The sequence below is a fragment of the Nocardia puris genome (assembly GCF_036051655.1).
Lineage (GTDB): Bacteria > Actinomycetota > Actinomycetes > Mycobacteriales > Mycobacteriaceae > Nocardia > Nocardia puris.
In genome coordinates this window covers 38,333-62,368 of sequence record NZ_CP107943.1, presented here as the reverse complement: position 1 = coordinate 62,368, position 24,036 = coordinate 38,333, and the positions used below count along the sequence as shown (strand labels likewise).

The window sequence follows — 24,036 nt, the reverse complement described above, 5'->3', positions numbered from 1 at the left end:
CGGGTGGTCCGGTCCGTCTCCGAAGCGCGGCCGATCCTTCGCAAGCTCTGGCGCTCGGGCGCGACCGTGGGATCGATACACACCCTCGGCGCGCTCCACGCGGCCCACGGCGAACTCATCAAGAGATCGGCGGCGGAGAACGATCAGACCATCGTGACCATCTACCCCAACAAGATCCAGCTCTTCGAGGGCTGCGTCTACCAGTACGACCTCGACGTCGATATCGACCTCGCGCAGCGGTGCGGCGCAACGTTGGTCATCGCTTCCGACGACGCGGAGATGTATCCCCCCGGGTACTCGACATTCATCGACCAGGGTGAGCGGGCACATCGGCTGAACAGTTCGATATTCGACTACGCGTCCAGAGGACAGGTAACCGGCGCGATCCGATGGATCAGCCTGTGCCGACCCACCGCCAGCTATTTCGGGATGAAAGACATCGAGCAGTCCCTCCTCGTCGAGCGAGCCGTGACAGATCTGCTGATCGATTGCGACATTCGCCACGTTCCATGCGTGCGGGACCGCCGAACGGGAATCCCGATTTCGTCGAGACTGCGGTTTCTGCCACCGGAACGCCTGAACGAAGTGGGCTCGGTGTTCCACGCGCTCGAAGCAGGCCGCCGCGCAATCCTGGCCGGCACGACCGATGCCGGGACAATCTTGGCCGGTGTCCGCACACATCTCGAAGAGCACTTGTCGACCTTCGACATCGTGTACCTCACTCTGGTCGACGCCACGGACTTCCACGCCATCGACTCGGCCGCATTGCCGTTCATCCTGCACTGTGCGATCACCGATGGATCATTGACCCACTTCGACGGCCTGTGCATCCGCACCGGTGGGGAACTGGCAAATTCGCCCGAGGTGATTTGGCTCGATACCTCGCACGACCGGTCGATCCCGTCATCCCAGACCGAGGAATCTCAATGACATTGCGGGTTCTCATCGGACTGCCCAGCTTCAACGGCGCCGACACCATCGGCAAGGTCGTCAGCGATATCGATGCCGCGCTTCGGACCTTGCCGTTCCCGGTGGAAGCGACGCACCTCAACGCCGACAGTTCATCGGTCGACGGCACCACCGGCGCCTTCCTCTCGACACCCACCCACTACCCCAAGAAAGTGATCAAGACAGGGTACTGGTCCGGACAAGGGGCCAACGGGAAAGCCATCCTCGAGGCCGCTCACAGCGAGGGCGTGGACGCGACGCTGATCGTCGACACCGACCTGGCAGCAGTCGACTACACGTGGGTCCATGCCTTGATCGGTGGCGTGCACACCGGCCGGGACTTCGTCTACCCTCTTCGCCCGCCGACGTGGAACGGTGGCGACCTCACCTACCAGCTGACCTACCCGCTCTTGGCCGGTGCCTCCGGAGTCGACCTTCGTGAGCCGCTGTGTGGCGACCTCGCACTTTCCGCATCCGCAGTGCGGGCTGTACTCGAAGCCGACTGGACAGCCGACGACCTTCGCTTCGGATTCCATGTGCTCGTCGCCTCGACAGCGGTGGCCAACAACTGGACCGCCGCCCGGCTGGAGGTGCGCCGCCGCAACCCTCTCCGAAGCTTCGGGCCGCGCCCCGCCGGCGAGTTCCGCATGGGCGGCAAGTTCGCCGAGACCAGCACGTCGGTCCGTCACCACATCCGCCGCATCGCACGCGAGGTGGTCCTTGACCGATGGACACCCAGCCCTGCGGAAACTCCGATCGACTCCACCTTCATCGTCCCGGCCCGCGACCCCGACATCAAGCGGCTTGCCCGCACGACCGCCCACCAGCTGCGCGAGGACGTCCGAAATGCGCAGCTGGACTGCTTCCCAGCCCCGCTGCGCGACCAGCTGGTCGAACACGCCCTCGGCGAGGCGGAACTCGGGATGAACTGGGAGCTGTGGCGCGAATGCCTGTTCGTGTGGCTGACAGCCGACGACGACAAGCAGATACCCGTCGACACCCTCGAGACGTTGTTCCTGAACCGTGCGGTCGGCCATCACACAGAGATCGCCGATCGGCCCGATTGGTACTCGACAGTCCTCGCACAAGCGCGTGACGTGTTCGCCCACCGAGATCGCTTTACAGGAGCCCCGTAACATTCTCCTTGTCAACGCGGCGCTCGGCGGCAAAACCGGGCGTCGCGACCCACCTCGATGCCGAAGGAATATCGTGAGCCGTCCGCAGGTCGTCAAACCAGGATCGATCAGTGGCTTCCCCGAGTGGTTGCCCGAGGTCCGGATGGTCGAACTGCATTGGCTCGACACCATCAGGGCCACGTTCGAACGCTACGGGTTCGCCTCCGTGGAGACCCCATCCGTCGAGGCGTTGGAGACCCTGCAAGCCAAGGGCGAGACCTCCCAGGAGGTCTACACCCTGCGTCGACTGCAGGCCGATCCCGACGATTCCAGCGACGCGCGCCTGGGCCTGCACTTCGACCTCACAGTCCCGTTCGCCCGCTACGTCGCCGCTAACCTCAACGACCTGGTATTCCCGTTCAAGCGGTACCAAATCCAGCGCGCCTGGCGGGGTGAGCGCCCGCAAGAGGGCCGCTTCCGCGAGTTCACCCAGTGCGATATCGACGTCATCGGTGTCGACCGGGTGCCGCTGCACTTCGATGCCGAGCTGCCGCGCATCATCATCGAGACGATGACGGCGCTGAACCTGCCGAAGTGGACCCTCTACACCAACAACCGCAAGATCCTGCAGGGCTTCTACCAGGGCCTCGACATCGCCGACCCGGTCGCTGTCATCCAAGCAGCCGACAAGATGGACAAGGTCGGCCCCGACGGAGTTCGCCAGATCCTGACCGGCAAGATCGGTCTGGATGACCGCCGGGCCGGGGCGGTACTCGACCTCGCCGCGATCCACGGCAACGATGCTTCGATCATCGACGCGGTCAAGTCCCTCGGCGTGCAGTCGGAGCTTCTGGTCGAAGGCCTCGACGAATTGGCATTCGTCCTGGACTCGCTGTCTGACCTACCTGAAGGCCTCGTCGTCGCGGACCTGTCCATCGCCCGCGGGCTCGACTACTACACCGGCACCGTGTACGAGGGAAGGTTCGACGGGTGGCCCACCTATCCCAGCATCTGCTCGGGCGGCCGGTACGAGAACCTGGTCGGATCCTTCGTCAACCGGTCTCTCCCCGGGATCGGGATGTCTATCGGGTTGACACGGATCTTCTCCAAGCTGGTGAGCGAAGGCATGCTCGACACCTCCCGCAAGTGCCCGACCGACGTGCTGGTCGTCGTTCCTTCCGACGAACGCCGCGCCGACGCCCTGGCTACCGCGGCACAGCTGCGGCAGCGTGGCTACAACACCGAGGTGTACCACCAAGCGGACAAGCTCGCCAAACAGCTTCGCTACGCCTCCCGCAAAGCGATCCCGTTCGTGTGGTTGCCGCCGTTCACCGACGACGGCCGTCATGAAGTCAAGGACCTCGCGACCGGCGAGCAGGTCACAGCCGACCCGGCGACGTGGCAACGCCCGTAGCGGTACCTCGACGCTGACCTACTTGTCGGCCGCCAGCCGAGCGAGCTCAGTCAGCAACTTCGGGTAATCCCATCCCGCGGCACCCATGACCTTGGGAAATACGCTCACCTCGGTCAGCCCCGGGATGGTATTCACCTCGTTCACCAGCAGGGAGCCGGTTCGCTCATCGAGGAACAGATCAACCCGAGCGAACACCGAACACCCCAGCGCCGTGAACGCGCCGACTGCCAACTCACGGGCACCGGCAGCCGTGACCTGATCGATCGGCGCCGGGCACGCGAACAGCGGGTTGCCCAAGCGCACCTTCTCCTCGTACGTATACAGATCACCCACCGGCACGCACTCCCCGGCCGGGGACACCACCAGCGACGACCCGCCAGCATCGCCGACAACACCCACCACCAATTCCCGATGAGGAATCGCCTCTTCGACCAGCGCGGCCGAATCCCAACGAAACGCTTCCCTCAACGCCGTCGCCAAGTCGCCCTCAGAGTCCACTCGACCAATACCCAGACTGGACCCGCCACGGACCGGCTTGACGAACCACGGGGGTGCTCCGACCACGTCACGAAGGTGCTTGATCGCCGAATGCGGAGAGCACATGTATCGACTCCGCTGGACGGATACGCCTTTCGCTGTCGGCAGGCCCGCCGCTGACAGCACACCCTTCGCAAGTGACTTGTCGAAACACACCGCTGACGAAGCGGCACCGCAGCCCACCAGCGTCAGCCCATAGGCGGTGAGCAGCCCCTGCAGAGTTCCATCCTCACCCCACCGCCCGTGAGACACCGGGAATCCGAGCTGAAAGCCATCGAAGACGGCTGCGTCCGGTGGGCCGTCGAACTCCTCCGCATCGCCCCCGCCGCCTGGCATGTCATCGTGCGGAGTCGCCCCTCTGGTGAGTCGATCCGGATCCGATTGGCGCCATAATCGTTCCAGCGCACCATCACCTACCAGCCATCGCCCCGACTTCGTCACTCCGGCGGGCAGGACATCCCATCCGATCGCACCGGCGTTGTCCAGCACGGCTCGCGCGCTGGACAGACTCACCTCGTGTTCTGGCGTGTCACCGCCGAACACGACAACAATCCGCGTACCCATCGACTTTCCTCCTGTATCTCGACATTCGTTCTCAGATACATTGTCCTGGAACCGATTAGAGAGCCAGGACGATGACCGTGACCTCCCGCCACACGGATCTCCCTCGCGGCTTCAGCGACGCCGATTCCACGCGAACGGCCGCGCTGCGTCGAGTGGAACATCGCTGGTTCGAGAAATGCGCTCTCGCCGGGTTCCGGGCCGTGGAGGTTCCTCCGGTCGGATTCGCCGACACCTTCACCACCGGGCACTATGCCTCCGGTGACCGCATTTACCGATTTCCCGACCGCAGAGGACGCGAACTGGCCCTCGTATCCGACAGCCTGCCAGCACTATTGAGATTCGCAGGCACTCATCGCCTGCCCGAACAGCGACTCAGCTACCGGTGTCCGGTCTTCCGATACGAACGCAAACCTCGCCGATACTTCCACCACCTGGGTCTGATGGAACTCACCCGACCCACCATCGAACAGGCCAACCAGATATCCGCACTGCGCCGACTCATAAGCACCGTCACCGCGTTCCTGCCATCGAGCCTCGCAGCAGACTTCACCATCAGTAACCCCGCGATCTGGTTCGATCTGGTGCGAATGTTCGTGCGCCCCGAACAGGTCGGCGACTACGTGGACAGACTGCGACGCGTGCCCGTCGACGAACGGCAAGCGATGCTCGTCGCCGACAACGCTCCCCCCGCCGCTGTGGCTGTCGCCGATCTCCTGGCGCAACGCCGTCCGCACGACGACACGACCACGGTTCCCGAGCCGATTCGTTCCGGCATCGATTGCGCGCGACAACTCGTCGAACAGCTACGTCGCCAACGGATTCGCGCCGACACGGACCTCAACGAACTACACGCCAGCGAGTTTCACGACGGACTCGCATTCGTCGTGCGCCACAACGGCGTCGTGCTGGGCGACGGCGGAAACTACAGCAGCTTCGCCTCGAAGTTCCTCGGCTTCCCTACGTCGGCATACGCGGCCGTCACCGGACTCGAGCGCATCACCGATCTGACGGACTCATCGGCCGAACCGGTCAGAGCCGCGGATCTCGCGATCCTGTCCTTCCCTGACCACCTGTCCACAGAACACGCTCATCATCTCGTCGCGAACCTGCGCGGACGCGGGATCGCGGTGTGGGACTGCGAGTTGACCCTGCCACTTCGCCGCCACCTTCGTGACTTCGCAGATCTAAACATCCCCTTGTCAGTTCTGATCGGACCCGAAGAAACCAAGTCGGCTGAATATCGAGTCCGTGATCGGTCCGGCGAGGTGTGCCGGGTTCCGCACGATGAGCTTGCGGATTGGATCATGGACTGGAACCGGTCCAGCCAAGCATCGGCCGCGAGACAAGCGAGAGGAGATATCCGGTTGTGAGCGCCCACGTGTTCGAGGATCGTGTTGCGGAGGCTACGCACCGCCCTACATCGCGCCCTCGGCCACGGCGACCCCGGCCTGGTGATCGCGACCACCGCCCGCGGCCTCACCGACCATCACGACCCCACAGGCATGGTCTGGGCCATGCTGACCGCAGCAAGCAGCGACACAGTCACCGAACGACTCCGACTGACCGACCTGTCAACGACACGACCTGCCCGGACGCGGCTCCGCGTCGTACACCCCCAGCGCCAGGCCAGTCCTACAGCGAAGCCGCCTTCGACCGCGTCGACTCGCAAACCGTGATCTGTTCGTGGAACGCCCGCAGTCGAGCAGCTCATGCCCGGCTTCAGGCGCGCACCTTCATGTCGGCTGCTGCCAGGCACCCTGGCAGGCGACAACTAGTTCCGATGGAGGTTAGCGGCTAACGATTCACGCAGCACGCTCAGTGCTTGCGTCCAGGGGAGTGGTCCGGTGTCGCCGTCGTCGGTGATGCGAACGAACCGCACGCCCCACTCTGCCAGCCGGACCCGCGCCTCACGCACAGCCGGGAAGTTCATCTGTTCCTGTTTAGCGTGGGGGATCGCGACGACGGGCAGTCCGCCACCGACGGCTTCGATCAACAGCGCGAGCGGCAAGGTGTCACCGATACCGGCTGCCCATTTCGCCATCGAGTTCGTGGTCAGTGGCGCTGCGATGATTGCGTCGGCCGGAGGCAGGAGGTCCTCGGTTCCTGGCTGTTTGAACTCCCAGCGCACTGGGTGAGTCGTCTGCGCTTCCAGTTGTTCGATGTCGAGGAATCGGGCGCCGTTCGGTGAGGCGACGACGCACACGTCCCAGCCGTCGGATTGGGCGAGTTTGACCAGTTCGCGGACCGTGTCGGCGGGTGACGCGCCGGTCACGATGGCATACAGCACCCTAGTGCGCTCTGTCATGAGGCCATCATGGCAGTTACGTCGGGCTCCGTCGTGGGCTACGCCACCACTACGCCTACACGGTGGGCGAGTTCGCCCAGTTTGCCCGCGGTGAGGCCACGCTTGGCTTCCCGCATCAACTGGGCAAGGGCATCATGCACGGCATCGGTGTTCCGGAAGTGTTCCGGCGCAGTGCTTTCCGCGCGCAAGAAGGCTTCGAGGGCGGCTTCATCAGCCCGGATCGAGGCCGCTGCGCGTCCGATTTCGACCCAGTACTGGGCAGTTCTGCCCGGGGTCGGCAGGGTTTGCGGATGGAGTTTCTTGGCCAGGTCGAGCACGACGTCTGGTTCCTGGGCTTCCATAGCGATGGACATCTTCCACAGGGCAACGTTCGATGAGCCGAACGTGGGGTTGGCGACGATGGTTGAGCTGTCGGCGGTGATAGGGCGGTCGAGGCGTGCCGCGTACTCGGCGGCGTGTTCCAAGTGGTCACGAGGGTCGCCGCCGGTGGCGGCGGTCGCCAGCGCCGCCTGCAGGTGCAGCATCCCTACCGTTTGCACCTCGTTGGCCGTGCGTGTTCGCGCACTCAGGACAGCGGCCGTGTGTTCGACGTGATGCAGCGCGGCCTTCGCCGAGGCCGGTCGCGCAAGTTGGACCTGGCTGCTGACGAAGGCCGCAGCAGCGGCTCCCGGTCCGCTGTCGATGGTGCGTGCAGCCTCTTCGGCGGCTCGCGCGGCGGTCCAGGCGACCGAGATGTGTCCGCTGGCACGCATCACCACCGAGGCGTCGAACGCGACCTGAGTCAACAAGTCCCAGGCGACACGCTGATCTTCGGCCGCGCCTTCACGGGCGTGCCGGTAGAGGTCGGTGATCAACGGCCCGACAAGCAGCGCGAGGGTGGTGTACTCGCCGGCCATGTTGAGTCGCGTGACCGCCCGGGTTGCGGCTACGAGCGTAGAAATCGAGCGCAATGGCCCCGAGTCGGGACCGTTTCCTGCGGCCCAGAACGCGGCTTCGACGTCAGGTACCAAGGCCGCGAAGTCGTCGACCTGTGCCAGTGGGGCGTTGCTGCTGGCCGCTGCTGGCTTGGGTAGCGTCGCAGCAGGCACCGTGTCCGGGTCAACGCTCGGCGCGTTCTCAACGCTTGCGCCGGAGTTGTTGCGCTGCATGCCTTTCGCGTGGCGCGCACGCCAGGCGGCTTCGCCTTCGGCCACAAGCTGTTCGAAACGTTCCCGGTCTTCCGGCGTGGCTCGTTGGGCGTAGGCGGTGTCGAGGAGTGATTGGGTGTGCGCGCGGAGTTTGACCGCGCTCAGTCCCGACCTCCAATTGCTGATCGTGGTGGTCTCGACGCCAAGCATCGTGGCGAACTGCCGAACCGGTTGCCTCATCGCCTCCTGCAACACGGCAGCTTCGAAGCCGGTCCACGCCTGCCCTCGTATCATGCGGCCCCTAATTCCCGCTCCTGAACTGGGAAATGCCTACGGTACGCCCACGCTACACCCACACTGTGCCGTTCCTCCCGATGCTGCTGACAGGCCACGATTTTCACTAGGAACCCATTCCCGGAACCAGCCGCGGCGGGTTCCGAACTACCAGCGCGAGATGCAGGAGCAGCGTGGTGAATCCATGGGCATTCCGGTCGACCGCCGTCGTGGTCATTGTGACCGACGCGCTGTACGACCTCGATGACGTGATCGCGATCTGGATCGCGGCGCGCGTTGTGGGCCGCGATCGGCTGGTGGTGGTGTCGGCTGATGATCCGGGCGGGCGCCGTGCCCGTGTGCTGCGCGCCTTCCTCGACGGATTAGGGCGTGAGGACGCCCGGGTAGTGGCGGGCTCGGAGTTGCCGGGATCGCCGCAGCGGTTCGTTCTGCCTGACTATCTGGTCCCCGACATCTCTTCTGGCGCTGTCGAATCGGCGGTGGTGGATGCTTTGGTCGACTTGTGCGAGCAGTCACCGATCGTTGTGGGGATGGCGCCGTTGACCGACGTGGCGCGCGTGCTGGTGGCCAGGCCCGATCTCGCCGAGGCGAGCTCCCTGTTTCAGATGGGTGGATGGCTTGACGCGTATCGGGACATGTCGCGCGCCTCCCACAATCTCAGGCTGGACCCCGCGGCGGCGGGCCTGGTCCTGCGGATGGTGCCGGCGCCGAAGCTGCTGCTGTCGACCCACACCAATGACGCGGGGCTGCGGCTCACACCGGACTCACCGCTGATGGGATGGCTCACCGGCCCGGACTCGCCGCCGGAGACTGCCGTGGTCGCGGCGAACGCCGCGGGGTGGTTCGCGCGGCGGCCGTCGAGCACGGTGGGTGATCGGTCGTGGCGGCCGGGCAGCTGGATGGCCGACCCCCTGGCACTGGCGTGGGCGCTGGGTGTGCCGGGCGTGGTCGAGTCCGCAGCGGAGACGATCCATATCGCGGCGGACGCGCGTATGTATCGGGTGCCGCGCGGCGCGTCGGTGGAGGTGTCGACCCGGATCGATCTGATCGCGTTCCATACCTGGATGTCGGGGTGCCTTCCGCTCGGTGCACACAAGATCCCTGACACCGCAACAGAATTCGCGCGTGGGGAGGTGCTGCGATGAGTGGGCGCTGTGCGCCGGAAGCGCGTCGGCTGGGTCGTCGGGTGGGCGGGCGAATGGCCACGTCGCGGGTTGGTGGGCAGTACGGCGTTTCGACACGCGAGACCGTGGCGGTCCGCGCCGCCGCCGTTGCCTCCGCGTCCGGGTCTGTCCCGGGGAGCGCGCGGCATCCGCGCGGCTTGGACGTCCTGGACCACTGAATCCCAATTCCTACCCCAATTCCTAGAGGAGGTCGTTGTGCGTGCGACTGTGCCCGCCCGCGTCGGCGGAACGGCGGTGACTGCGCTGCACCCCGTGTTCGATTTGTCCGGTCTGGTGGCCGTGGCGGTGTGCTGGCTACCGATCCCGGAAGATCCGGTGGAACTGGTGGCTGGGCAGCTGATTCCGGTCGGTTACGACATCGTGGTCTGTGATCGTGACACCGATCTCGACGCTGCGGTGGAGATCACCGGCGCGGCTGTGGGAGGGCAGTGGCCGCGTTCGATGATCGTCGCGGGCCACGACCTGCGCCCCGCGTTGGACCGAATGTTCATGCTGAGGTCGAACGTGGGCGGTGAGGACCTGTTGACCCAGCTGCGGAGTGGGTGGGTAGATCGCGCGCTCGCGGAGCGGCCCCGCTTGATCGACACCGCCTGGGACCTGGGCGGCCCGCCGCGCACAGCGGCGAGTCCGTTGGCGGTCTCGGGTGGGCGGGCCGGCCTGCAGAGCATGGTGATCGGTCCCGAACCCGGGCCGGAAGGGCTGGAGCGGGCTGCGCTCACCAGCGCGGTGGCGGTGGCGCTGCTGGCCTCGGCCGAGCTGGCCGGGGCCGGATATCGCTGGTCGCGGCCCGGCCTGGATCTGGATGCGCTCGTGACCGCAGCGCTGGGTGACCCAGCACGGAGGACGTCATGACCACCACCGCCCGCACCGCCGTTCGACGCCCGTGTAGCGGGTGTCCGGAAAGGATTGGTGGCGTGGCGTTGCCGAACTCGGCGCGGCTGGGTGCGGTGTGGGAGGGCGCGGTGCCAGCGTCGGGGGTGGAGCAGATGGCGCGGGACTTGGGTCGGGCGTGGGCGATCCAGATGCAGGATCCGGCCTGGTGGATCGTCGGGGACGTCCAGCCGCTGGTGCTGCGAGAGCCGGCGTTGCGGTTGACCCGCGCCTTCGTCGACGCTATCGACGATCGCTTGTGCTGGTCGCTGGCTGATCGTGCTGTGCACTGGGTCGAGGACGAGGACGCCCCGCCGATCGTGACCGCCGGCGAGCTGATCGATCGGCTGGCGATGGGAACCGCTCTTCTGCGCAGGTGGCCGAGCGGTGAAGCCACGGTAGGTCCGGCGCTGCGGGAGTTCGCGGACCGGTACGACGACGAGTTGGTGCGAGCCATCGCGGCCGGTGCCGGTGCGCCACGGCGGCATTCGGCGGGCTTACCGCCCGCGCAAGAGCCCATGCGCGTCGTGCTGAGCGAATCCGACGGGACCGTGAGGCTGGCATTCTGCGCCGGGTCCGGTGAAACCAGATGCGAGAAAGCTGAAACAAGGTGATACACAACATGATTGACAGATCCTTGGGAATCGGGGCGACGGGCAGCGGAGAGTCGCCGAGCGAGATGCGCTGTGGCGGTGACAGATTCGGTCGGGCGGAGCGCACGTGCGTGGCTGCTGTGGCGCCTGTCGAGGACGCGAGTGTGGCTGGAGCCGGGCGGTGAGCGGGTGGACGTGCGCGCAGGCGCCGGATCGGCGGCTGCCCGCACCGCGTGCGTGGCGCGGCCTGGGCCGGCACGAGCTGCTGGTGCTGGATCTGGCCGGGGTGGGCGGTGAGCCCGACCACTGGCTGGCGTTGTGGTGGGCGGCACGTCAGCTCGACTCGGCGGGATTGGTGGTATCGGGGATGGAGCGTGGGTGGCAGGCGCGTGCCCGGCTGGCGCGCCGTATCACGCGTTCGCTGGGCCGGATCGGTGTCGTGCACGTGGCCGGGGCGCAGGCGAGGGCGGGGGCGGGGGCGTGGATCGCGGCTGGCTTGCCGGACAGTCACGAGGATGCGCCGGTCTCTATGCATCTGCGTTCGGCGCTGACCCAGGTGTTGCCCAGCTACGCCCCGCGTATCCGGTGGGTGTGCTGTGGTCCGGCCACGAATCTGATGGCCGCGCTCACCGACGACGCCGAGGCCGCGGGGGCGAGTCTGGGGTTGGCGCGCCGCTGCTCGGTGACGCTGCTCGCTGACGACCGGTATGTGAGTGCCGATCCGGCGGCGGTCGAGCATGTCCTGGCGAACGTGGGGGAGGTGACGGTGGTGGATCCGTCCGCGCTGGCGGGGGCGGGGCTGGTGTGGGACGAGGCCAGTGTGGTCGGTGCCCGGGTGCAGGATTCCTCGCTGCCGGGGGTGGCGGACTTTCGGCGGCATCTGCGGCACTGGCAGGGGCGCACGGGCCGCCGTGAGGTGGTGTTGGGGGCGCCCGCGGCGTTGGCGGCGGCGCTGGGCCGGGGCACACGGTATCGGCACACCACGGTGGCACTCGGCGCCACGGGACTGGTCCTCGGCGCGGGCGGGCACCCGGCACGGGTGGCCACGGTGGAGGTGGCCGAGGTCCTGGGCATGCTGGCGACCGCCCTGACCCCGGAGCCCGAACTCGAATACGCACAGTTCGAAAGGGTGCGATTGTGACGAAATTCGCTGTACGACAACAGGAATGGGTCCTGACATCCAGCACGGCGAGAGTGCGGAACTTCTGGATGGGCGGCAAGGACTGGCTCGATGGAGACTGGTCGACGGGGCGGGAGTGCGCGCAGATCTACCCCGCGATCACCGCGTTGTGGTCGGCGGCGCGGCAATTCCAGGTCGACGCGGTGCGAGGGCTGGCGGCGCGGGGTGTGCGCCAGTTCCTGGAGGTGGGGGTGGGTCTGCCGGGGCCCCGTAACCGCAACACCCACGAAGTGGCCCAGGCTGTCCATCCTGATGCGCGGGTCGTGTACGTCGACGACGACCCGGTCGTGCTCAGCCACGCCCGCGCCCTGCTGACGCCTGTGACCGCGGAAGGGCACGTGGAGGTCGTCGCCGCCGGTGTCGGCGACAGCGACCGGATCGTGGCCGCGGCGGATCGGGTGCTGGACTGGCGTGAGCCCGTCGCGGTGCTGCTGTGCGGGGCGTTGGGGCTCGTCGCGGACTGGGGGAAGGCGCGCCGGGTCGTGTCCACGGTGATGGGCGCCCTGGCGCCGGGCAGCTGGCTGGTGTGGTGGGACGGCACCGATACCGACCCGCGCGCGGTGACGATGTGGCAGCACTACTCGCTGTCGGCACCGTCTTACGAGCCACGCGACCCCGACCAGTTGCGAGACCTGTTCGACGGCCTTGTGCTCGAGACCGACGATCTCGTGCCGCTGTACGAAAGCCGCAGCCCGTCAACGGGATTCGGTCCGGGTACACCGTTGGCGGCGGTGTGCGCGATCGCCCGCAAACCCGCGGAAACGGTGTGGTGACAGAATGTCCGGGAGAACGATCGTGCCGCGCGGGGCGCCCGAGGCGGCGCAGGTCAGTTACGACTTGGCGCTGGCCGCGGTGCTGCGGTGTGTCGCTGAAGTACTCGGGGTCGCGGAGTGGACGCTCGACGCCGACAGCGATTTCCGTCTGTTGAAGGGTTCCGGGGTCGACAGTGCCGAGATCGTCGGGATGCTCGGCGCACGCGGTGTGCCGGGAGATCTGCTGGTCACCTGCCCGCGCCTGGGAGACGCGGCTCGTAGACTGTCGCGCCACCGCGCACCGATACCGGGTACCCGCCCGGCGAACCGCAGTGCGGGCCGGTATCCGGCGTCGCGGGAACAGGACGCGCTGCTGCGGCTGGCGCGCATGCTGGGCGCGCAGGTCCACGCGCAGGCCGCCTACGCCGTCATGCTCGACGACGTCGACGAAACGCGGCTGCTAGCCGCGCTCGACCAGGTCGGCAAGCGACAGCCCGCGCTGCGCACCGGTATTCATCACCGCGACCGGGCGTGGACCCAGCAGCTCAACCCTGCCCCTCCGCGGATCGAGATCGACCCGACCCCGGTCGACACGTCCGCAGCACTGGCCCGCCGAGCGCGAGAACTCCTCGCGGACACCGAGTTCGACCACGCTTCCGGGGATGGCCTAGCGCGGTGGTGGCTGCTCGGGCGCCGTCGGCGCGCGCTGGTGCTGGTGGCTGATCAGCTGGTCGTCGACCGGCGCTCGTGGCACGTGGTGCTGCGTGACCTCGAGGCCGCCTACCGGCGCCGCGGCCGGATGATCCCGCTGCCTCCGGGACCCGGCGACTATGTCGCCTGGCAGACGGCGAGCACCTCGGCCACCGACTACGAGTGGCAACTGCGGTGGTGGGCCGAGCGGATGATCGGCTACCACGCGGAACCGATCGCACCCCCGGACTCGGCGGTGTCGGGTCCGGTCGCGCTCGCCTCGGTGACCCTGCCCCGCGGCGCGGTCATCCTCCTGCATCAGCAACTGAGGGCCCGGCGTCGGGTCACCATGTGGCAGTTGGTCACCGGGGTGCTCGGCTCCCGGCTGGGGGCGTGGGCCGGTGTCGGTGAGGTCGTGGTTGTCCACCACAGCGCGCACCGCATCCAGGCACTCGGCGCGATGGCGGGCTTGGTGGAAACCGGCATCCCGTACACGGTCCCGGTCGGTGCCGGGGCGTGGGAGTTGGCCGGTCGCGTCCGCGTCGACCGAGCGGCCAGCTGGGGCCACCGCGACGCCCAGCTCGGCCACCTCATGACGCGGATCGGAAGCCGTGACCTCGACGCGATCGCCCTGCGCCAGGCCGACGTATTCCGCACGCCGCCGGTCATCAGCGCCGGCGCCGTGATCCCGGTGCCGGTCGCGCCGGTGCGGCAGCGCCGGACTCTGACCGTGGCACTGGCACCCGGACCGGCGGGGCTCACCCTCGAGGCCACATTCCGTAGCGACCGGATCCCGCCCACGCGCATGCGGGCGCTGCTCGACCAGATCCGTGACGATCTGATGGTGGTCGCGGCCGGGAGGCTCCCGTGGTGAGGCCAGGTTTGCACACCGAGGGTTTCCTCGAGGCACCGCAGGAGCATTACGCGGCGTGGCGTTCCAGCCATGGTGCGGTGGTGCCGGTCGAGGTGGGTGAGGCTCTGCCGGGTCATATCGTCCTCGGCTACGAGCAGGCGCGCTCGATTCTGCTGGATCGGGACAGGTTTCGGTCCGACCCGCGGCCGTGGCAGCGTGCGGTCGCCGCTCGCGACGGGCGGTGCCCGATGCTGTCGGTGAGCACCTGGTGGGAACCCGAATTCGGGGCCGAGTCCCGGTTGCGGCGTGCGTTCGCTGCTGGAATCGCCGGTGTCGACGGCAATGTCGTGTATCGGCGCGTGGAGAACACCGCCGTGGCTGCGGTGAACAGTTTCTGCGGCAGTGGGCAGGCCGATCTGGTGGAGGACTATGCCGGTCCGGTGGTGCGCGCGGAGATGGACCGCGTTATCGGTGTCGCCCCCGACCTCGGCGCCGAGATCGCAGCGGCGATGGCGGCGGCGAGCCGGGCTGTCGACGCCTCGGTCGCCGGTGCGGAGGCAGAACGGGTGAACGCCGCGCTGGGGGCGGCGATCACCGCACGGCGTCACGCGCCGGGAGCGGATGTGATCTCGGCGCTGGCGGGTCACCCGGATGCCTACACCGGCGCCGAGATCCTCGCCGTGGTCGCGCTGCTGTACGCGCGTGCCGGGGCGATCGCCGACCTGATCGCGCTGGTGCTGTGGAAGACCGCCATCGACGCCGAGTTCGCGCTGCTGACCGTGACCGAGGCGATCGATGATGTGTTGGCCACCGATCCGCCGATCGCCAACATTCTCACCTGGCCCTCGCCACCTCAACTGATGGGGGGAACGTGGCTGCCGGAGAACGAACCGGTCGTGGTGAGCCTGGCCGCGGCCGGCACCGATCCGGCGATCACCCCCGCCGATCCCGAGGATCGGCGCGGAAGCCGCAGCCATCTGGGTTGGGGGATCGGGCCGCGAGCGTGCCCGGCCCAGGATCTCGCGCGCCTGATCGCGACCGTGGCGCTCGACCAGATCCTCGACGCACTGCCCGACATCCGTCTGGCGCGCGCGCCGCAATGGCGCGCGAGCTGGCAGCAGCGGACCCTCACCCATCTGCCTGTGACCTTTTCCAGCGCGGCACCGATCGCGCCGCTCCGATGACAAGGACGCCGCCATGAAGCCCTCCGACCTCGACGCCGCGTACGTTGCGCGCCCGGTGCTCGCGCGCCCGCAGCCACGCCACCCCACGCCCGTGGAGAAGCTCGGACCACGCATTCGACTGCAGGACCCGAGTTTCGCGCAGGACCCGCACACTTACTACGCCGCGATGCGCCGCGACTACGGCAGCCTGGTTCCGATCGAGCTGGCCGACGGTGTCGAGGCCACGCTGGTGATCGCGCACTCGACCGCGGTGCGCATCCTCAACGATCCGGTCCATTTCCCCGCCGATCCGCGCATCTGGCAGGCGAGCATCGCCCCGACGTGCCCGATCCTGGCGATGGTGGAATACCGCCGCAACGCGCTGCGCTCGGCGGGCGCGGCACACGAACGCTACCGCGGCGCAACAAATTACGCTCTCGCGGCGATCGACCTGCACAGCATCCGGCCGCTGGTGGCCCGGCACGCGACGTTGTTGATCAATCACTTCAGCCCCCGCGGGCGAGCCGACCTTCTCACCGACTACTTCCTGCCGTTGGTGTTCTCGACTCTCAATGCGCTGTTGGGCTGCCCGGACGACATCGGAGGACGTGTGGCGGCCGCCAGCGCGGCGATGTTCGAGGCGGTCGACACCGGCACGGTCAACGAGACGCTCGAAACCGCTCTCGGCTCGTTGATCGACCTCAAAGCAGCACGCCCGGCATCAGATGTCGTCACCCGCCTGCTCGACGGTCCGGCGGCTTTGGACCGCGAGGAGATCACCCAGGCCTTGGTCACCTTCTACGCCGCAGGGATCGAACCGCAATTGAATCTGGCCGCCAACGCGCTGCGGACGATGGTGACCGATGACACCTACAGCGGAGAACACGGTCTGGCGCAAACGGTCATGCACGCCGTCGAGGCCACCTTGGGTGCCGATCCGCCGCTGGCGAACTACTGCTTGAGCTATCCCCTTCAACCCCAATTGGTCGACAACATCTGGCTACCCGCTCATCAGCCGGTCGTCATCAGCATGGCCGCGGCCTCCACCGACCCAGCGATCACCGGCGGAGCGTCCAGGTCCAGTGCGGGCGGTTGGCACTTGGGGTTCAGCACCGGCCCGCATGGCTGCCCCGAGATCGCTCGCCGCATGGGCATGCTCATCGCCGAAGCCGGTATCGAGAACCTGCTGGCCGCGATACCCGATCTGCGCCTGGCGGTGCACCCGGACGAACTGTCATGGCGGCCAGGCCCGTTCCATCGCGCTCTGGCCGCATTCCCTGTGGTGTTCGACCCCGCGCACCCGATGCCGATCCCTTCCGGTTCCTTCTGAAACCATTGCGATACAGGTGATTTCGATGACTACGACTCGATCGACCCCAGTGGCCGTGCCGATGGTGCCGTTGCTGGGCGACCCCACCGCCACCCCTACCCTCGCGGCGTTGCACCGCGTGATCGTGGGCGAGCACGCCGACCTGCACGAGCGCGCCCGCGCGCTCGCGTCGAGCGTGCGTGATCGGCCGGTGGACGGGGTGCCGTATCCGCAGCAGGCCTCGGTCGGGCCGGGGCTGCTGCGCGCGGCGTTCGCCGGGCTGGGGATGACCGCTGGACAGGTCTACGCCGATCCGGAGTTGCGGGGCGCGGTGTGTGACGCCGCCGCGGTCCTCGCGCCCCGGCTGATGCTGTCCTGGACCGGGCATGTGGCGCTGACTGTGGGCGCGGTGCGGCGGCTGGGCAACGGCTCGTCGTATCAACGCGCGATGCTGGCGGACCTGGATTCCGGTGCCGCGACCGGGGTGCGCGTGCACACCGAGCTCGCGGGCACCAACACCGCGCCCACGCTGCGCACTCTCGCGATCTGGGACCCGCGGCGCCGCGGATTCTGGCTCCACACCACAGATCCCGACGCCCGCGCCACCGATCCGGGTGCGGCAAAGTTCATGGCGAACGCGTTCGTGCCCGTCAAGATCGCCACGATCGCGGTCCGGGCGATCATCGATGGCCGCGACGCGGGTGTGCACCTGGTCGCGCTGCGGCTGCACACCCCCGACGGGGGCATCACCTCCGGTGTGAGGATCACCGCGCTGGGCGATAAGGCGCATTCGCCGATGGATCACGCGATGCTCAGCTTCTTCGGCGCGTTCGTCCCGTTCGACGGGCTGCTCGTGCCCGGCGCCCGGGTCGTCGACGGCACGCTGGTCCTGCCCGAGGACCACTCCGCCCACTTCGCTGTCGGCGCCGGTGATTTCACCGACGGCCGCCTGGACCTGGGTAACGCCTCGATCGCCGCCGCGCGCGGCGCACTCGCCGCGCTGGTGTCCTACGCCCACCAGCGCGAGGTCGGCGGCGTACGGCTCATCGACCGCGACTCGATCGACGAGGACCTCGCCACCCAGCTGGGCCCGGTATACGCCGCGACCGCGCTCGGTCGCCGCCTGCGCAGTCTGCGCGCCGCGACGATGAGTGAACCATCCACCAGCACAACCGATTTCGCACTGTTGGTGATGCTGGCCAAGCCGTTATTGTCGGACATCGCGCTGTCGGCGATCATGACCGTCCACGACGACACCGGCGCCCACGCCCACCTGCGCGCCAACCGGATCGCCGACCTGCTCGGCGGTGTCGGGTCCATCCGTACCGCCGAAGGCGCCAACCGCGTCCTGCGCGTCGTGGCGGGCTCGCGCGCCGACCTGCGGCACGCACGGCTGCCCGGAGCCGAGTTGTCGTGGCCGGGTGCCGACATGCTCATCGCCCGCGAAGACGGAATCGCCGCCGACCGAACCGCGGGCGACCTCGACCGGCTCGACGCCGCCGGCCCGGAGGCGGCGGCCGAGATGGCCGCCCAAGCCACCGCGATCCGGCTGGCCGCGCAGGCGGTGGCGCTCGACCTCGCCGACACCACCGACCCCACCGCGCGCCAGCTCCTGGAAGACGTGCTCGGTGAGGTCACCCTCACCGCCATCCTCGACCACGGGCAGTGGCATCACGAGCACGGTCACCTCTCACAGGAAGACCTGAGCGCGTTCCGGACCCAACGCCGCGCCCACCGCACCCGCCTCGCCGCGCACGCGCGCCTGCTCACCACCGCGTTCGCGGTACCCGCCATCCCTCGCGCGCCGCTGTTCTCGGCCAACTACCTCGAGGAGTACCCGTGATGTCGGCAACGTCATGGCTGGTCACGGCCGTCATCGTCGTCGCGCTGCTGGCCGCGGTCGCCGTCGCGCTCACCCCCGGAAACCGGACACCGACCCACGCCCGCCACCGCAGCGTCGGACCCCGCCAAGCCCGCCGCGCCCGATCGGGAAGGAAACCATGACCCCCGACACCATCACCCACTTCGCCGTCGACCTGGTGGCCCAGATCGGCAATCCGTCCCCGGAGGCACCGCCGGCCTGGAATCGCCGAAGATGGTCGCCGGGGCCATGATCGGCGGCGTCATCGCGACCAGCGCGGGCACCATCATGAACGCGGTCATCGGATGACCCCGGCAACACCTGGTGAGACCGATGCGCGGGGACCGCCACGCGCTGACGGGCATCGTGTTCGCGGCGCGGCGAATACGGTCCGCAGCCGGTGTGGCGATGTGATCGTGCCACCGTCTGGCTGGCGATGAGCGGATCGTGCAGGGCGCGGGCGACTTCGGTGTCGAGCGCTCCGGCCAGCGCCTCGGCGAGACCGACTTTGCGCAGGATGCCGAGCTGGTGCAGCCGCTGGGAGTGGACCTGCTGTTCGACCTCCCGGATCTGGCGCGGGATCGCGATCGTGTTGGCTGGGTCAGCTGAACTGAACTGAAACGCCCGCGGACAGGGGCCTGTGGAGGAACAGTCCCGTTCAGCGGTATTGTCCCTGCTCAGGGGATGGATGTCAGTGGGTCGGGATAGGCTGCGGCGATGAGTAGTTTTGACGATGCGCTCGCCTCGGCGCGCCGAGATGCCGAGTGGCGCATCGACATTGCGCAATCCGACCAGCGCTCCAAGGATGCACTCGCTGAACAGGTCACTCATGTCCTGGCCGAGGCCTCCGAGCAGTTCCGTGCTCTGCCCGAGGGGTTGAGGTTGCAGCTGGCGCGGCCCAAGAAGCTGTTCGAACGTACGAGCTCCGGTGTCACCGACGTCGACGGGAAGCGCTACGTCGTGATCGACGAACAGCGCTGCTGGATCGTGCCGCCGTACGGCGGCCGGTCACATGGTTCGGATGTGTTGTTCACCGAGCGCGGCGAACTGTTCTACGTCCTCATCCATGGCCGGTTCCTGGCCCCGGGTGGCCCACCCGACCTGATCAGCCCGGACCCACTGGCCATCCCGGTTGCCACACCACCGAGCGGAGTCGACGTGGCCAAGGAGTTCTCGCATGGCCGCCATTACGGCGAGGAGCAGGAGCGAGACGCTGCGGTGATCCGGGCATTACGTAGCGCGCTCGCGCAGTGCTTCGTGGAATACGAACGCGCCCTCGGCAACTCGGAGCCGATCGAGGATCTGTTCCAGAAGTGGCCGATTCAGTGGCGTAGCGGCTAGAACGGATAGGAATCGCCGGTGAGTTGGGTGCGGGTCGACTCGCCGAGCGCTGTGGCGATAACGTCGCGGCGGCCGCCGTAGAGGTGCGCGACGCCCAGGCGGGTCAGCATCGCGTGCACCTGGTCGGCACTCCACTGCACTTTCTGGTTTTCCAGCCGGTGGAGGTAGTAGCGGAACACGTCGAAGTCTTCGACCACGATGTCGGTCTTCTCCGGGTGAGCGTGGACGTCCAGGGACGGAACATGCTGCCCAGGAAGCAACATCACCACGACCAGGCCGTAGACGAAACATCCTCGGTGGGTGACCTGGCTGGCCCAGTTCTTCATCGCCAGGGTGTTCGTGCGGACTTGGCTGATGGGGTTGTGGTTGTAGGTGTTGCCGTAGATGTCGGCGATCTGCCCGTCCTCCATCAACCAGGGCCCGTTCGGCGGCACGACGAGCGTGCCGTGCTGCTGGCTGCGGAATCCCTTGATCTCAACCGCGATACAGCGCTGCTTGGTCCAGATCAGCGCGTCGAGCTGGCGACTGCGGCCACGATGGGGAACATCGACGTTGAGCAACGCCACCCCGGGCTGGGCTGGACTCCATCCGATCCATTCGGCGAACCGCTGCTCCGCGGTCGACAACTCCGTGTCCTGGTTGACCAACAACAGCACAGCGACCTCCCCGCCTTTGGCCGGCCGTCGTTGATGTGGCCGGTCTCGCTCACGATCTCTGTGCCAGTGTGGCACGGGGCGCCGACATCTGAAGTTGTTCGCGCGCAGTGCCTTCGAGTCGCACCCACCCTGGAGGCGTAGACCCTGCGAGAGGCCCGGACCGACCCCCGCTGCGTGGCGGCGGCGTTGATCGGTCCGGGCCCCACAGTCATCAGCGGTCGCTACTGGGTCGCGGTGGTCGGGTCCGGCAGGCTTGCGAAGAACTCGGTGAGCATGGCGTTGTCTTCATAGGCGAGGTCGGTCGCCGCGGCGTCGTGCTCGGTGAACCAGCGCAGCCCTTGGCCTTCGGTGAGTACGACGTCGGGGCTGCTGCAGGGGTGGGTGACAACCGAGGTGGCTTGCCGAGCGGCAGGCTTGAGAGGATGTCGCAGTGCCCACGCCGTATCCGAAAGAGTTCCGCGACGACGTCGTGCGGGTCGCTCGCAACCGCGACGACGGGGTGACCCTGGAGCAGGTCGCGGCCGATTTCGGGGTTCATCCGATGACGTTGTCGAAATGGATGCGCCAAGCCGAGATCGATGACGGGAACAAGCCCGGGACCACTCGCAGTGAGTCGGTCGAGTTGCGGGATGCCCGTCGCCGGATTCGCCTGTTGGAGCAGGAGAACGAGGTCCTGCGCCGCGCTGCGGCGTATCTGTCGCAGGCTCAGATTCCGGGAAAAGGCTCTACCCGCTCGTGAAAGAGCTTGCCGCCGAAGGTATCCCTGTGGCGGTGACGTGCCGGGTGTTGCAGCTCGCTCGCCAGCCCTACTACCGATGGCTGGCCGATCCGGTGACCACTGGCGAGGTCACCGAGGCGTATCGCGCCAACGCGTTGTTCGACGCGCATCGCGACGACCCTGAGTTCGGCTACCGGTTTCTCGCCGACGAAGCCCGCGAAGCCGGTGAATCGATGAGTGCGCGGACCGCGTGGCGGATCTGTTCGACGAATCGGTGGTGGAGCGCGTTCGGCAAGCCGCGGCGTGGCAAGAACGGCAAACCGGGGCCGCCCGTCCATGACGATCTGGTGCGGCGGAACTTCCGCAGCGACGTACTGAATCAGTTGTGGCTCAGTGACATCACCGAACATCAGCCGGCGAAGGCAAGCTGTACTTGTGCGCGGTCAAAGACGTCTTCTCCAACCGGATCATCGGGTATTCGATCGATTCGCGGATGAAGTCTCGACTGGCGGTGACCGCGGTGAACAATGCCGTTGCCCGACGCGGTGACGTGTCCGGTTGCGTGATCCACACCGACCGCGGATCTCAATTTCGCTCGCGGAGATTCGTCGGCGCGCTCAACCGTCATCGCATGGTCGGATCCATGGGCCGTGTCGGCGCGGCCGCTGACAACGCCGCCATGGAAAGCTTCTTCAGCCTGCTGCAACGCAACGTCTTGGACCGACAGCGTTGGGACACCCGCGAGCAGCTCCGGATCGCGATCGTCACCTGGATCGAACGCACCTACCACCGGCGTCGTCGACAAGCCAGGCTCGGCCGGTTGACCCCCATCGAATCCGAAACCATCATGGCTCCAGCAGCCCGACAGGCTGCATAACCGCTGTCACCCGATCCTGCAGCAGCCCCAACAGGTTCCTGCCGGAACCAGCTAATCCGCTCTCCGGATTAGCGGGGGAACCTCGGCATGACCAGCCCAATGGCATCTGTGACGAGCCACTCGCACATCGCAGCATCCACCCCTGCACCGATAGAAATCGCCGACCGCCGCCACTACACGAAGTCAGCGAGTACGGCGTCCACAAAATGCTCATAGTGGCGGATCGCGAAGTCTGAGAACCGCCTGGTCACAACCTCTGGAGTTACCAAGGCCCCACCAACTGGGTACATTGTGCGACCAGGTCCTGAACCCACCACCGAACTGCTGGGCATGTCCTTGTGGACCATGCGGTTCCGGGCAGCTTTCAGCTCTGCATAGTCGCCGTCGGCTGATACGGCCTGCACCCAAGATTCGAGGTTCGAGCGCAACACGCGGCCATCATCGGACTTGTCGATCAGCTGCTCCAATCTCCTCAGATCGAACTCGTTGCCCTCGGGAGCTCCTATACAGAACCGGTAGGCGGCGGCAGCGCAAACGTCCACGCTGCTCACGGCCGAGGCCGCAGCAAAGCTGATGGGTGCCAGGGACAGTGTGTCGAACTGCTGGTTTGCCACCCGTGCCTGCATCTCGGTGTGGCCGTCGGGCTCGGCGCCCCAGTTCGCCAGACCGACAGCGACCAGAGCGAACCCAACATGGTGCGCTCCCGCAGCAACCAGCGCAAACGCCGACTGGGCTTGCGAGTTGCTCTGCAGCGGTGCATGGTTCGACACCTGTCGGCAGAACGTGAAAAATGACCACCGCGCGGCAACTCAAAACGGACCACCTGGTCGGTTACCCTGGCTGTATCCGAGCCAGGGAGGACCGAAGGGATGCTTGCTGTGGAGGATTGGGCTGAGATTCGTCGTTTGCGCCGGTCAGAGGGTATGCCGATTCAGGCAATCGCCCGGATGCTGGGCGTGTCCCGCAACACCGTGAAACGGGCCCTGGCCTCGGAAAGGCCGCCGAAGTACCAGCGACCACCGAAGGGGTCGATCGTGGACGCGGTCGAGCCGCAGATCCGCGAGATGCTCAAGCTCTATCCGACGATGCCGGCGACGGTGATCGCCGAGCGGATCGGCTGGACTCGCTCGGTGCGGGTGCTCTCGGGCCGGGTGGCGGAGTTGCGGCCGGCGTATCTGCCGCCGGATCCGGCGTCGCGAACAACCTATGTCGCCGGTGAGATCGCTCAGTGCGATTTCTGGTTCCCGCCGATCGAGTTGCCGGTCGGGTTCGGGCAGGTCCGTGGCCCGAAACACCTGCCGGTGCTGACGATGGTATGCGGCTATTCCCGCTGGTTGATGGCGATGCTGATCCCGACCCGGCATGCCGAAGACCTGTTCGCTGGGTGGTGGGCCCATATCCACCGATTGGGTTCGGTGCCAAGGGTTTTGGTTTGGGACGGTGAAGGCGCGATCGGCCGCTGGCGGGCTGGCCGCAGCGAGCTCACCGCCGAATGCCAAGCTTTCCGGGGAACCCTCGGCACGAAGGTGATCGTCTGCAAACCGGCCGATCCCGAGGCCAAGGGCATGATCGAGCGAGCTCACGACTATCTCGAGCGCGGCACGGTCGGCCAGGTGTCGGTATCGCGAAGGTCGTCCAGTTTCGGGCGTCGGCTGGAGCGGGTGGGGTGTCGCTGTGGTAGCGCA

At 67.2% G+C, this 24,036-nt stretch carries 21 protein-coding genes and 2 pseudogenes; 18 read left to right on the top strand and 5 right to left on the bottom strand.

Annotated features, from left to right (window positions below; translation table 11 throughout):
* The first annotated feature begins 3 nt into the window (after positions 1-3).
* The 3 genes from OHB21_RS00250 to hisS are packed head-to-tail and all read left to right on the top strand — an operon-like array spanning position 4 to position 3,477.
* Complete coding sequence (locus tag OHB21_RS00250; protein WP_328435881.1) at positions 4-930, top strand: pantoate--beta-alanine ligase; 927 nt, start codon at positions 4-6, stop codon at positions 928-930.
* On the top strand, positions 927-2,084 hold the full coding sequence (locus OHB21_RS00245; protein ID WP_113975337.1) for a hypothetical protein: 1,158 nt from the start codon (positions 927-929) through the stop codon (positions 2,082-2,084). Before OHB21_RS00250 ends, OHB21_RS00245 begins: the two co-directional genes overlap by 4 nt.
* The gene (gene hisS, locus OHB21_RS00240) at positions 1,972-3,477 is read left to right on the top strand and encodes a histidine--tRNA ligase (protein ID WP_328435884.1); all 1,506 of its coding nucleotides are present in this window, start codon (positions 1,972-1,974) and stop codon (positions 3,475-3,477) included. Before OHB21_RS00245 ends, hisS begins: the two co-directional genes overlap by 113 nt.
* Positions 3,478-3,495: 18 nt before the next feature.
* On the opposite strand, the gene OHB21_RS00235 is transcribed toward hisS, so the two are convergent.
* Positions 3,496-4,578: a D-alanine--D-alanine ligase gene (locus OHB21_RS00235; protein ID WP_328436912.1), complete on the bottom strand. Its 1,083-nt coding sequence runs from the start codon at positions 4,576-4,578 to the stop codon at positions 3,496-3,498.
* Between the two features lie 71 nt (positions 4,579-4,649).
* Between OHB21_RS00235 and OHB21_RS00230 the strand changes: the two genes are divergently transcribed.
* The gene (locus OHB21_RS00230) at positions 4,650-5,948 is read left to right on the top strand and encodes an ATP phosphoribosyltransferase regulatory subunit (RefSeq protein WP_328435887.1); all 1,299 of its coding nucleotides are present in this window, start codon (positions 4,650-4,652) and stop codon (positions 5,946-5,948) included.
* 401 nt (positions 5,949-6,349) lie between these two features.
* Here the strand turns inward: OHB21_RS00230 and OHB21_RS00225 are convergent, their stop codons facing one another.
* Both OHB21_RS00225 and OHB21_RS00220 read right to left on the bottom strand, forming a co-directional pair.
* On the bottom strand, positions 6,350-6,883 hold the full coding sequence (locus OHB21_RS00225) for a flavoprotein (RefSeq protein WP_067509241.1): 534 nt from the start codon (positions 6,881-6,883) through the stop codon (positions 6,350-6,352).
* A gap of 38 nt (positions 6,884-6,921) precedes the next feature.
* Positions 6,922-8,304, bottom strand: coding sequence for a hypothetical protein (locus OHB21_RS00220; protein ID WP_328436909.1), 1,383 nt, complete (start codon positions 8,302-8,304; stop codon positions 6,922-6,924).
* A gap of 176 nt (positions 8,305-8,480) precedes the next feature.
* Between OHB21_RS00220 and OHB21_RS00215 the strand changes: the two genes are divergently transcribed.
* The 12 genes from OHB21_RS00215 to OHB21_RS00160 all read left to right on the top strand — a co-directional run bounded on the left by OHB21_RS00215 (position 8,481) and on the right by OHB21_RS00160 (position 20,100).
* Positions 8,481-9,449 carry a nucleoside hydrolase gene (locus tag OHB21_RS00215; RefSeq protein ID WP_328436907.1) on the top strand — a complete coding sequence of 323 codons (969 nt, stop codon included), beginning with the start codon at positions 8,481-8,483 and terminating at the stop codon, positions 9,447-9,449.
* Positions 9,450-9,683: 234 nt separating this feature from the next.
* Entirely contained in the window at positions 9,684-10,340 is a 657-nt protein-coding gene (locus OHB21_RS00210; RefSeq protein WP_328436905.1) for a hypothetical protein, read from the top strand.
* A gap of 62 nt (positions 10,341-10,402) precedes the next feature.
* The gene (locus OHB21_RS00205; RefSeq protein WP_328436903.1) at positions 10,403-10,972 is read left to right on the top strand and encodes a hypothetical protein; all 570 of its coding nucleotides are present in this window, start codon (positions 10,403-10,405) and stop codon (positions 10,970-10,972) included.
* 160 nt (positions 10,973-11,132) lie between these two features.
* A complete protein-coding gene (locus tag OHB21_RS00200) occupies positions 11,133-12,092 on the top strand; it encodes a hypothetical protein (RefSeq protein ID WP_328436901.1) in 960 nt (319 codons plus the stop codon).
* Positions 12,089-12,904, top strand: coding sequence for an SAM-dependent methyltransferase (locus OHB21_RS00195; RefSeq protein WP_328436899.1), 816 nt, complete (start codon positions 12,089-12,091; stop codon positions 12,902-12,904). The genes OHB21_RS00200 and OHB21_RS00195 overlap by 4 nt, the downstream gene beginning before the upstream one ends.
* Positions 12,905-12,908: 4 nt before the next feature.
* Entirely contained in the window at positions 12,909-14,447 is a 1,539-nt protein-coding gene (locus tag OHB21_RS00190) for a condensation domain-containing protein (RefSeq protein ID WP_328436897.1), read from the top strand.
* A gap of 338 nt (positions 14,448-14,785) precedes the next feature.
* Positions 14,786-15,610, top strand: coding sequence for a cytochrome P450 family protein (locus OHB21_RS00185; protein WP_328436895.1), 825 nt, complete (start codon positions 14,786-14,788; stop codon positions 15,608-15,610).
* A 13-nt stretch (positions 15,611-15,623) separates the two neighbouring features.
* A complete protein-coding gene (locus OHB21_RS00180) occupies positions 15,624-16,919 on the top strand; it encodes a cytochrome P450 family protein (protein WP_328436893.1) in 1,296 nt (431 codons plus the stop codon).
* A 25-nt stretch (positions 16,920-16,944) separates the two neighbouring features.
* The gene (locus OHB21_RS00175) at positions 16,945-18,741 is read left to right on the top strand and encodes an acyl-CoA dehydrogenase family protein (protein ID WP_328436891.1); all 1,797 of its coding nucleotides are present in this window, start codon (positions 16,945-16,947) and stop codon (positions 18,739-18,741) included.
* Positions 18,741-18,902 carry a hypothetical protein gene (locus OHB21_RS00170; RefSeq protein ID WP_195142672.1) on the top strand — a complete coding sequence of 54 codons (162 nt, stop codon included), beginning with the start codon at positions 18,741-18,743 and terminating at the stop codon, positions 18,900-18,902. The genes OHB21_RS00175 and OHB21_RS00170 overlap by 1 nt, the downstream gene beginning before the upstream one ends.
* Positions 18,903-19,206: 304 nt before the next feature.
* Entirely contained in the window at positions 19,207-19,368 is a 162-nt protein-coding gene (locus OHB21_RS00165; RefSeq protein ID WP_157115835.1) for a hypothetical protein, read from the top strand.
* A 108-nt stretch (positions 19,369-19,476) separates the two neighbouring features.
* Positions 19,477-20,100, top strand: a complete 624-nt coding sequence (locus OHB21_RS00160) for a hypothetical protein (RefSeq protein ID WP_195142673.1) — start codon at positions 19,477-19,479, stop codon at positions 20,098-20,100.
* On the opposite strand, the gene OHB21_RS00155 is transcribed toward OHB21_RS00160, so the two are convergent.
* Entirely contained in the window at positions 20,097-20,756 is a 660-nt protein-coding gene (locus OHB21_RS00155; RefSeq protein ID WP_328436889.1) for a nuclease-related domain-containing protein, read from the bottom strand. The genes OHB21_RS00160 and OHB21_RS00155 overlap by 4 nt on opposite strands.
* A 430-nt stretch (positions 20,757-21,186) precedes the next feature.
* Between OHB21_RS00155 and OHB21_RS00150 the strand changes: the two are divergent.
* Positions 21,187-22,351: pseudogene (locus OHB21_RS00150) on the top strand (IS3 family transposase).
* 173 nt (positions 22,352-22,524) lie between these two features.
* On the opposite strand, the gene OHB21_RS00145 reads toward OHB21_RS00150, so the two are convergent.
* Positions 22,525-23,121, bottom strand: a complete 597-nt coding sequence (locus OHB21_RS00145) for a hypothetical protein (protein ID WP_328436887.1) — start codon at positions 23,119-23,121, stop codon at positions 22,525-22,527.
* 99 nt (positions 23,122-23,220) lie between these two features.
* Here OHB21_RS00145 and istA point away from each other — a divergent pair.
* Positions 23,221-23,956 (top strand): annotated as a pseudogene (istA, locus tag OHB21_RS00140) (IS21 family transposase); the annotation flags it as partial.
* Between the last annotated feature and the right edge of the window lie 80 nt (positions 23,957-24,036).